This is a genomic window from Endozoicomonas sp. YOMI1 (genome assembly GCF_024606345.1).
Lineage (GTDB): Bacteria > Pseudomonadota > Gammaproteobacteria > Pseudomonadales > Endozoicomonadaceae > Endozoicomonas.
In genome coordinates this window covers 1-10,117 of the sequence record NZ_JAHHPM010000390.1, presented here as the reverse complement: position 1 = coordinate 10,117, position 10,117 = coordinate 1, and the positions used below count along the sequence as shown (strand labels likewise).

Sequence of the window (10,117 nt, the reverse complement as noted above, 5' to 3'; positions counted from 1 at the left end):
AACACCAAATCAGCAACACTGGTGTTTAGCCTGATTCTGATGTCCTTCGTGGTTGCCGGTAAAGGTTGTAAATAAATAGATTTTCATTTGGTTTCACATAAATCAATAACCGTTATGTCAGTAATAATAACACCTTATTCCTTTAAATAGGGTGGAATATTTGTAAGCAGAAAATTTTTCATCTTTTGTTGGGAACAGCTTATCAAGACAATGGTCTCGCTGTGATTTTCCAGTCATTACCTATTGCCCGGATATCTTTGATAACCAGCTCTTTTTTTTCAGACATGCTTTGCAGTGGCAAGTTCAATAGGGGTCTTGCTGCTGAGCCCATCAGAACCGGAGCCATGAATACTACCAGCTCATCAATCAGGTTTTCAGCCATCATACTGCCAGCCAGTTGAGCGCCGGTTTCCAGTAGCACCTCGTTACACTCCCTGCGCCCCAGCTCTGCTAATAGTGCCGGGAGATTTACTCTGCCAGCCGTTATGCCTTCATCATTATCTAACATCAGCACTTCTGCGCCCGCTTGCTCCAGCAGGGCTTTTTTCTCAGGGCAGCATTGTGAGGTGGTCACGATCAGGCAATGTCCGGGGCCTGAAATGACTTTGGCATCAACGGGCGTTTGCAGTGTGGAGTCCAGAACCACCCGCAGAGGCTGACGTTTGCAGATCGCTTCTGCATTGGCCAAACCCAGTTCATCGGGGCGAACTGTCAGTGACGAGTTATCGTGAAGGATCGAGCCTACTCCCGTGATAATTGCACAACTCTGTGCTCTGAGTTTTTGCACTTCGCTGCGTGCCCTGGGGCCGGTAATCCATTGGGATTCACCGCTGGCCATGGCGGTTCTGCCATCCAGACTCATGGCCAGTTTCGCTCTGACCAGCGGCATGCCGGTAGACATACGCTTGAAAAAACCTTCATTCAGGGCCCGGGCTTCATCGGCAAGAACACCGGATCGTGTTTCTATCCCCGCTTCCTGTAGCAGGGCCATGCCTTTACCGGATACTGAAGAGTTGGCATCCTGTATTGCCGCAACAACCCGTGCGATACCGGCAGCCTTGAGTGCTTCTGCGCAGGGCGGTGTTCTGCCAAAATGGCTGCAGGGTTCCAGTGTGACATACGCTGTGGCGCCTTTGGCCTTTATGCCAGCCATACAAAGTGCATGCACTTCGGCATGAGGCTCGCCTGCCTTTTCATGCCAGCCTTCTCCAACAATATGACCGTTGACGTCTACAATCAAACAGCCAACTCTCGGGTTGGGCATGGTTGTATACCAACCTGAGCGAGCCAGTTGGATAGCCTTGGCCATAAAACCTCTATCTATTGCTTCCTGAGTCATTAGAACCTCGGTTATTACTTTTTCTTATCAATAACAATATGGCTGAACGAACCATCCTCATTGATTTTGAAGGCTTTGCCAAAACCAACGGTATATTGGCCATTTTCAGGCGTCAGGGCAAAGAGGTGAAAGTCCGGCAGATTGCGCAAGACTTCCACCGTGTTGCCAAACTTTTCCTGAATCAGGTTCAGCCAATGGTCACAGTGTTCGGTGCCTCTTGGCAGCTCTTCGGCCTGGCAGTGGAAAAAGGCACGCTCGCGGGCAAACAGGTTTTTCGTTTCTGACTCAGGGGCGGCAAACAGGATTGAGCACACAGGGTTGGCTAGCAGATTGGCTGTGTGGTGAGCCAGCTCACTGATGAATATATAAAAAGTACCTTCTTCTCCCCGCAGGTACGGAGTGTAGCTGATTTCCGGTTTCCCTTCAGGAGAAAGCGTGGAGAGCGTTAACGTTTGATGGCTGTTAACCAGCCTCTCGCAGCGCTCAGCGATTGCCGCAAGTTCTTCATCTTCAATAACTACTACTTTCTTGCTCATGATTACCTTGGATGAGAGTCAGCATTATTAGCAGAGTACTATAACCTGTTGCGAACTTTATTGTCTCTTCATCAATAGATGGCGTGACCAAAGGGAGTAGGAAAAATAATGTATTGGAGGGTAGTGTTTTGTATCCATAAAGCCATAAAAGCAGCTGTGATGCAGGTTTTTTAATATGAGTGTGCCCGTTTAAATAGCCCGATGTTACGGACTTGCTGAATGCGTTAACTTTAACCCTGATGCCATTTGTCGGGTCTTTTGGATCCTTCGGTTCATAAATGTATACAGAATTGCCGACCTCAACACAGCCGCTAAATTTATTATTCTCAGGCAAGTTAATATAGGCAGGCTGTTGTAAATTTGTAATCTGATCCGTATTCATAATCATTATTTCCAGAGTTTTATGAATTAAATTTAAAGGTTTGGGAATTAATCCATTTTCAGGATTCAGGACATCCGTAAGGTCAAAAAGTTCAGTTTTAAAGTATCTGTGCTTCCCGAATCATCACAGAGAGGGTTTTCACAATGACCAGGGCCAGAATCAGCCTTGGAGCCCAATGCATCTCCCGAACGTCTTGCACAAACTGTCTGATCATCATTGCACCTGTAACTTTCAAGAAATGGCTTAGGGAGGGCAGGTTATCGTTTTTTCCTGAAAAAATAAAAGCCGGATTAGTGTTTTTCCTGCCCGGCTTGCTGTTTGTGTCTGGTCCGATAGACTAACAGCGATTTATTGCCATCGATTTAAATGCCAGAGGGAATGTGACGTGACCAGAGTTGCCGTTGTGGGTGCCGCCGGACGAATGGGGCGAATGCTCGTGGAAGCCGTTGCCGCTGATCAGCAGTGCCAGCTGGGGGCAGCAATTATCAAGCCTGGCGACAGTCTGTTGGGGGTGGATGCAGGAGACCTGGCTGGCGTTGGCTCGCTGGGTGTGCCATTAGCGGATAATCTGGCGGCAGCCGTCAATGACTTTGACGTTCTGATCGATTTCACGGCGCCTGAGTTGACCATGCAGAATGTTGCACTGTGCCAACAGCATGGGAAAGGCATTGTGATTGGCACCACAGGCTTAAGCATTGACCAGAAAGCGAAACTTGCCAAAGCGGCAGAAGATACCGCCATCGTCTTTGCGCCTAATATGAGTATCGGGGTTAACCTGGTGTTCAAGCTTCTGGAGATGGCGGCAAAAGTGCTGGGTGATGATGCAGATATTGAGGTCATTGAGGCGCACCATCGTCACAAGGTGGACTCGCCCTCCGGAACGGCGCTGAAAATGGGTGAAGTGGTGGCAGATACCCTGGGACGTGACCTGCAGAAGTGTGCGGTTTACGGTCGTGAAGGATATACCGGGCCAAGAGATCGTGAAACCATTGGCTTTGCTACTGTTCGAGCCGGTGATGTAATTGGTGACCATACGGTGCTGTTTGCCTGTGAAGGTGAGCGTGTGGAGGTAACCCATAAAGCCAGCAGCCGGGTGATCTATGCCCGGGGTTCATTGCGAGCGGTTCGTTTTATTTCAGACAAAAAGTCCGGCCTGTTCGATATGCAGGATGTGTTGGGCCTGAAAGTTTGAACCCCTGGATTTTCAGGTGTTTCTCTCCCTCAACAGGGGAACCGGTCAGCGAACAGAGTTGATGGCACTACAGGTTTCGAAGGACAGAAAAATATTCCCCGTTGCAGTAACGTCACTTGCCATAAAACCGCCCGCGGGCTCTGTTCCCGTGATATTGCCGGTTATGATGGCGCTATTTCAGCGGGAAATATGGTCAAGTCTTTGAAAAGGCCCTGTTCTGCACCTCCAGACCTTGATGTGACGCCTCAGAAAATAACAAAAAAAGAGCTATCCACTGTCAGCGAAAACAGCACTCGTCATCATGTTGATGCGGAGCCGAAATTTCGGCCAGCGAATCCCGCAGACAGCCTTGAATCTGATGTATTCAGGATATGCTTTCAGCACCAGATGGAAAGAATTGTCAGCAAAGCCAGACTTCAGTTTTTGCTGGCAACAAAGGAACAAATAGACAGGTTGAAAAACAAAAAAGAGGAGATAACCTGTGTTGAAGAAAAGCTGAGGGATGGTGAAAACAGTCTGCGTAATCCAATGCATCCAATGACCTGTGCAGTCAAACAAATGTTACTGGATCAATCTTTAAGGGAACTGGCTGCATTGCAAATTGAGGTTAAAAAACTGACTGGCTGAGGCTGAGTTGTTGTCCCGGGATGGCTTGAAGCAGTGACCATTCAGTATGCCCTGTACCACAATCGCCAAACCACTAAAAAGTGCTGGAAAAATCAGTTGGTTTGTAGTCTAATGGATTAAATTTGCCTTGAATTTTTGCGGTATGTGACAGGGTGCAAAATCAAAAGCGAGATGGTTTTTTAAAACATCTCGCTTTTTTTGGGTCTGCAAACTGGAGGTCGTAAAGCAACATGGCATTCGGGCATAAGAAACACACATATCAGGCAAATTTTCCAATAGATTCAAGTTCGGGAGGATCCTTTGACTAAGACGGCTGTTTTAGCTCTGGAAGATGGCAGTATTTTCCGGGGAATCGCCATCGGTATGGATGGTGAGACCAGTGGTGAGGTGGTTTTTAACACGGCAATGACCGGTTATCAGGAAATTCTCACCGACCCTTCCTATTCCCGCCAAATCGTTACGCTCACCTATCCCCATATTGGTAATACCGGTATTACTCCGGAAGACGAAGAATCCCCACAAATCCAGGCTGCCGGTCTGATCATCAAGGACCTGCCACTGCTGACCAGCAACTGGCGCAGCAAAATGTCTCTGGATGACTATCTGAAATCCCGCAATATTGTCGCCATCGCGGGTATTGATACCCGCAGGTTGACTCGAATTCTCCGGGAAAAAGGCGCGCAGAATGGCTGTATCCTGGCGGGTGACGCTCTGACCGGAAAAGCGGATGAAGCCAAAGCCCTGGTCAGGGCCCGTGAATTTTCGGGCCTGAAAGGCATGGATCTGGCACAAGAGGTGACCACTGACCAGGCTTACGTATGGACAGAAGGTGTCTGGAGTCTGGAGACCGACAGTCATGCCGACGTGACAGATCTGCCGTTCCACGTCGTGGCTTACGATTTTGGTGTTAAACGAAACATTCTGCGCATGCTGGCTCAGCGAGGCTGTCGCCTTACCGTTGTGCCAGCCAAAACATCCGCCGAAGAGGTTCTGGCCCTGAATCCGGATGGTATTTTCCTCTCTAACGGCCCCGGTGATCCTGAGCCTTGCGATTACGCCATTGCCGCCATTAAGGAAATTCTGGAAACTTCTCTGCCGGTGTTTGGTATCTGTCTGGGTCATCAGTTGCTGGCACTGGCCAGTGGTGCCAAGACCGAGAAGATGAAGTTTGGTCACCACGGCGGCAATCACCCGGTTCAGGATCTCAAGACAGGTCAGGTCATGATTACCAGCCAGAACCACGGTTTTGCGGTAGCTGAAGACTCTTTGCCAGAAAACCTGGAAGCAACCCATAAGTCGCTGTTTGATGGCAGCCTTCAGGGTATTGAGCGGACTGACCGTCCTGCTTTCAGCTTCCAGGGGCACCCCGAAGCAAGCCCGGGGCCACACGATGTTGCCGGGCTGTTTGACCGTTTTGTTGAAATGCTGAAGGCAGCAAAGTAACCAACCCCGTTGCCCTCAATTTTGCCTTGAGCGAGAAAGTGCCACCGGCCTGATTTGATAACTGTCGGAGACATTTTCGCAGAAAACGAGTTACGTGAGAAAAAGATGCCAAAACGTACTGATATTAAAAGTATTCTGATACTCGGGGCTGGTCCAATTATTATCGGCCAGGCCTGTGAGTTTGACTATTCCGGAGCGCAGGCCTGTAAAGCGCTGAAGGAAGAGGGGTTTCGGGTCATCCTGGTAAACTCCAATCCGGCGACCATCATGACCGACCCGGCCATGGCGGACTCAACCTATATTGAGCCGATCCGCTGGGAGACCGTGGAAAAGATTATCGAAAAAGAGCGTCCGGATGCGATCCTCCCAACCATGGGTGGTCAGACCGCGCTGAACTGTGCCCTGGATCTGTTTCATAAAGGTGTTCTGGAAAAGTACAGCCTGACCATGATTGGTGCCAACCAGCAGGCCATCGACAAAGCCGAAGATCGTCAGCTGTTTGACCAGGCCATGAAAAATATCGGTCTGGCAACGCCGCGCTCCGGTATTGCCCATACCATGGAAGAAGCCCGCGCTGTTCTCGATCAGGTTGGCTTTCCCTGTATTATTCGTCCGTCGTTTACTATGGGCGGCACCGGCGGTGGGATTGCCTATAACAAGGAAGAGTTTGAAGAGATCTGCTTCCGTGGCCTCGACCTTTCGCCAACCAATGAGCTGCTGATTGATGAATCGCTGATTGGCTGGAAAGAGTACGAGATGGAAGTGGTTCGTGACCGCAATGATAACTGCATCATTGTCTGTGCCATCGAAAACTTTGACCCCATGGGGGTTCACACCGGTGACTCGATTACCGTCGCGCCAGCCCAGACGCTGACCGATAAGGAATACCAGATTATGCGTAACGCCTCCATTGCGGTACTGCGTGAGATTGGTGTGGAAACCGGCGGTTCCAACGTACAGTTCGGTATCTGCCCGGACACCGGTCGTATGGTGGTCATTGAAATGAACCCCCGGGTATCCCGCTCTTCTGCCCTGGCTTCCAAGGCCACCGGTTTCCCCATTGCCCGTGTTGCCGCCAAGCTGGCGGTGGGTTATACCCTGGATGAGTTGAGCAATGAGATCACCGGTGGTGTGGTTCCAGCCTCTTTTGAGCCATCCATTGATTACGTGGTGACCAAAATTCCCCGCTTTGCCTTTGAGAAGTTCCCCCAGGCTGATGACCGTCTGACCACTCAGATGAAGTCGGTGGGTGAGGTAATGGCCATTGGTCGTTCATTCCAGGAGTCTGTGCAAAAAGCACTGCGTGGTCTGGAAACCGGTGCCACGGGCTTCAACTCCATGTTTGATGTCAAACTGGATGCCTGCTCTGATGCAGAGCGTGAAGATGCGCTGGCCAGAATCCGTCGTGAACTGGTGACACCGAAAGCTGACCGTATCTACTACGTTGCTGATGCCTTCCGTGCCGGTATGGCCCTGGAAGCGATCTTTGCTGAGTGTATGATTGATCCATGGTTCCTGGTACAAATTCAGGATCTGGTGAATGAAGAAGCGTTACTGGCTGACGACGTCGTTAATGGCAAAGGCCTGAGCTCTCTGTCGAAAGAGCGCCTGTTCCGTCTGAAGCAGAAAGGCTTCAGCGATGCCCGTATGGCGGAACTGCTGGGTATTCAAGAAGCTGAGGTTCGCAACTATCGTCGTGAACAGCAGGTCAAGCCCGTCTACAAGCGGGTGGATACCTGTGCGGCCGAATTCCAGTCTACGACAGCGTACATGTACTCTTCCTATGACGAAGAGTGTGAAGCCGAGCCTTCTGGCTGTGAAAAGATCATGGTGATTGGTGGTGGTCCAAACCGTATCGGTCAGGGTATCGAATTTGACTACTGCTGTGTCCATGCGGCACTGGCGGCACGGGAGGACGGTTATGAAACCATTATGGTTAACTGTAATCCGGAGACCGTTTCTACCGATTACGACACCTCTGACCGACTCTACTTTGAGCCGGTAACCCTGGAAGACGTGCTGGCCATCATCGATGTTGAGAGGCCCACCGGTGTTATCGTTCAGTATGGTGGCCAGACACCGCTGAAGCTGGCGTGTGCCCTTGAAGCCGAAGGTGTGCCGATTATCGGAACCAGCCCTGAAGCCATTGACCGTGCCGAAGACCGTGAGCGCTTCCAGCAGATGATCCAGAAACTGGGTCTATTGCAACCCGCTAACGCCACGGTTCGCAGTGAACAGGAAGCGGTGGCCAAAGCGGCGGAGATTGGCTATCCACTGGTGGTTCGTCCCTCCTATGTTCTGGGTGGCCGTGCCATGGAAATTGTCGCCGGCAAAGATGAGCTGGTGCGTTATATGAAAGACGCCGTTCAGGTATCTAACGACAGCCCGGTTCTGCTGGACTATTTCCTGAACCGTGCGGTAGAAGTGGACGTTGATGCGGTGTGTGATGGTGAGCGTGTGGTTATTGGCGCGATCATGCAGCACATCGAACAGGCGGGTATTCACTCCGGTGACTCCAGTTGCTCACTGCCGCCATACAGTCTGAATCGTCGTCATCAGGACGAAATCCGTGAGCAGGTTCGTGCCATGGCACTGGAATTGGGCGTTGTGGGCCTGATGAACGTGCAGCTGGCCATTCAGGATGACCGGGTCTACGTGATTGAGGTGAACCCCAGGGCTTCCCGTACCGTGCCATTTGTCTCCAAGTGCATTGGCCACTCCCTGGCCAAGATTGCGGCACGGGTTATGATGGGTAAAACCCTGGAAGAGCTGAACTTTACTGCTGAGATTATTCCACCATACTACAGTGTCAAAGAAGCGGTTTTCCCATTCAATAAGTTCCCCGGCGTGGATCCGATTCTTGGTCCGGAGATGAAATCCACCGGTGAAGTGATGGGCGTTGGGGCTACTTTCCCGGAAGCCTTTCACAAGGCTCAGCTGGCTGAGAATATGCAGGTGCCAAAGGGGGGGAAGGTCATTCTTTCCGTCCGGGACTTTGACAAGCCTGAGTTGCCGATGGTGGCTCGCCTGCTGATGGATATCGGCTTTGAGCTGCTGGCTACGTCCGGCACGGCGAAAGTCATTGAAGAAGCTGGTTTGCCGGTCACTACCATCAACAAAGTGCATCAGGGAAGACCGCATTTGGTGGACATGATTGTCAATGGTGATATAGCCTTCGTCATCAACACTACTGAAGGTCGTCAGGCCATTGCTGATTCTTACCTGATCCGTCGCTCCGCATTGACCAATAAGGTGCTATATACAACCACCATGGCGGGAGCAGAAGCGATTGCACGTTCGATCGCCTTTGGATCTGAAAGATTGGTCAGGCGGCTTCAGGATCTACACGAAGGTAACGTTGGATGAAAAGAATTCCTATGACAGTGGAGGGTGAAAAAGCCCTCCGTGAGGAACTGGCTCATTTGAAGGGGGTGGAACGTCCTCGTATTTCTGCGGCTATTGCCGAAGCACGGGAGCTCGGAGACCTTAAGGAAAACGCTGAATACCATGCTGCCCGTGAGCAGCAGAGCTTTGTCGAGGGGCGTATCAACGAGATTGAGGCCAAGCTCTCCAATGCCCAGGTGATTGATATTACCTCCATCGCCAAGACCGGCAAGGTGCTGTTCGGTGCCACGATTGTACTGATCAACCTGAATGATGACCGGGAAGTCACCTACAAGATTGTGGGTGACGATGAAGCGGACATCAAAGTAAACAAGATCTCTGTCAACTCACCCATTGCCCGGGCCCTGATCGGCAAGGAAGAGGGGGATGTAGTGGTGGTCAACACGCCTTCTGGCGGTGTTGAATATGAGATTGATGAAGTGCAGCATATTTGATTAATGCGTCACTGAACGTGTATATTTTTTTCCTGCGTATTGAAGCCCTGTATTGCCTGATGCATTGCAGGGCTTTTTGTTGGCTTGATGTTTATTTCCAATGTGAGTTTTGAATGTGTGTTTTGAACAGTGAAAGCCCATAGCTTTTGCCGACAGCAATTAATTGGAAACTGAAGGATGATTATATGAGGGAGTTTTGTTCAACAAGTCTTGTCAAACTGACAAGGTCTTTATGTGCTGACCGCTGACACACTTAATTTGATTATTTATATCAGGAAGTTGCTACTATGCAGGCTGTAGGTGTAAATCAGGTTCAACAAGTTGCCCACGAAGCAGTTGATAATCTGCCATCGTCTGGTGTTTCACGCCATATAAGGGCAAAAGCAAGGGCTTTTGGCAAAAACGTTGCGGTGCTTTGTGGAGTGGCAACTGTGATAGGGGCTTATTGCCTTTATAGAACAGAGGTAGCAAGGCGTTTGATAATGGAAACAAATGATAAAGGTGATGTGGTGATGTATGGGTTGCTAGTGGGAGCTGCTGTGGTTCTTGCGTCCCAGGCTTCTGTGACAATTAGCGAACGGTTGTGTACGCGCCCTGGTGGTTTTATTTTCGAGCGTGTCTGTACCATGCTGGATGCGTATGAGCGACAAGCCGCTGAGGTTGACACTCCAGTTCGACCAGAAAGGTCTGCGGGGCACCACTAACTAGTAGGAGGCTGTCCGAGAATAGTCTGCCCTACTGCGGTTGCGATAAATTGGT

9 protein-coding genes are annotated in these 10,117 nt (G+C 50.4%); 6 read left to right on the top strand and 3 right to left on the bottom strand.

What is annotated here, in order from left to right; all coding sequences use genetic code 11:
• Positions 1-202: 202 nt before the first annotated feature.
• From ribD to KDK15_RS13980, 3 genes are read right to left on the bottom strand one after another with little or no spacing between them, the layout of a single operon-like run.
• Positions 203-1,309, bottom strand: coding sequence for a bifunctional diaminohydroxyphosphoribosylaminopyrimidine deaminase/5-amino-6-(5-phosphoribosylamino)uracil reductase RibD (ribD, locus tag KDK15_RS13990; RefSeq protein ID WP_257296005.1), 1,107 nt, complete (start codon positions 1,307-1,309; stop codon positions 203-205).
• Between the two features lie 44 nt (positions 1,310-1,353).
• A complete protein-coding gene (locus tag KDK15_RS13985; protein ID WP_257296004.1) occupies positions 1,354-1,875 on the bottom strand; it encodes a HugZ family protein in 522 nt (173 codons plus the stop codon).
• Positions 1,850-2,257, bottom strand: coding sequence for a hypothetical protein (locus KDK15_RS13980; RefSeq protein WP_257296003.1), 408 nt, complete (start codon positions 2,255-2,257; stop codon positions 1,850-1,852). Before KDK15_RS13980 ends, KDK15_RS13985 begins: the two co-directional genes overlap by 26 nt.
• Positions 2,258-2,642: 385 nt before the next feature.
• Between KDK15_RS13980 and dapB the strand changes: the two genes are divergently transcribed.
• The 6 genes from dapB (at position 2,643) to KDK15_RS13950 (ending at position 10,062) form a co-directional block, all read left to right on the top strand.
• Entirely contained in the window at positions 2,643-3,449 is an 807-nt protein-coding gene (gene dapB, locus KDK15_RS13975) for a 4-hydroxy-tetrahydrodipicolinate reductase (RefSeq protein ID WP_257296002.1), read from the top strand.
• Between the two features lie 189 nt (positions 3,450-3,638).
• Entirely contained in the window at positions 3,639-4,076 is a 438-nt protein-coding gene (locus KDK15_RS13970; protein WP_257296001.1) for a hypothetical protein, read from the top strand.
• 300 nt (positions 4,077-4,376) lie between these two features.
• Positions 4,377-5,519 carry a glutamine-hydrolyzing carbamoyl-phosphate synthase small subunit gene (gene carA, locus KDK15_RS13965; RefSeq protein WP_257296000.1) on the top strand — a complete coding sequence of 381 codons (1,143 nt, stop codon included), beginning with the start codon at positions 4,377-4,379 and terminating at the stop codon, positions 5,517-5,519.
• A 105-nt stretch (positions 5,520-5,624) separates the two neighbouring features.
• A complete protein-coding gene (gene carB, locus KDK15_RS13960) occupies positions 5,625-8,885 on the top strand; it encodes a carbamoyl-phosphate synthase large subunit (protein WP_257295999.1) in 3,261 nt (1,086 codons plus the stop codon).
• Positions 8,882-9,358 (top strand): transcription elongation factor GreA, encoded by a 477-nt coding sequence (gene greA, locus KDK15_RS13955; protein WP_257295998.1) that lies wholly within the window; start codon positions 8,882-8,884, stop codon positions 9,356-9,358. The genes carB and greA overlap by 4 nt, the downstream gene beginning before the upstream one ends.
• Before the next feature lie 287 nt (positions 9,359-9,645).
• Positions 9,646-10,062: a hypothetical protein gene (locus tag KDK15_RS13950; RefSeq protein ID WP_257295997.1), complete on the top strand. Its 417-nt coding sequence runs from the start codon at positions 9,646-9,648 to the stop codon at positions 10,060-10,062.
• Positions 10,063-10,117 lie beyond the last annotated feature (55 nt).

Excerpts from the sequence above, each read along its gene's own strand:
- ribD (WP_257296005.1), bottom strand. The coding sequence starts at position 1,309 with ATGGCCAAGGCTATCCAACTGGCTCGCTCAGGTTGGTATACAACCATG.
- KDK15_RS13985 (WP_257296004.1), bottom strand. The coding sequence starts at position 1,875 with ATGAGCAAGAAAGTAGTAGTTATTGAAGATGAAGAACTTGCGGCAATC.
- KDK15_RS13980 (WP_257296003.1), bottom strand. The coding sequence starts at position 2,257 with ATGAATACGGATCAGATTACAAATTTACAACAGCCTGCCTATATTAAC.
- KDK15_RS13970 (WP_257296001.1), top strand. The coding sequence starts at position 3,639 with ATGGTCAAGTCTTTGAAAAGGCCCTGTTCTGCACCTCCAGACCTTGAT.
- carB (WP_257295999.1), top strand. The coding sequence starts at position 5,625 with ATGCCAAAACGTACTGATATTAAAAGTATTCTGATACTCGGGGCTGGT.
- greA (WP_257295998.1), top strand. The coding sequence starts at position 8,882 with ATGAAAAGAATTCCTATGACAGTGGAGGGTGAAAAAGCCCTCCGTGAG.
- KDK15_RS13950 (WP_257295997.1), top strand. The coding sequence starts at position 9,646 with ATGCAGGCTGTAGGTGTAAATCAGGTTCAACAAGTTGCCCACGAAGCA.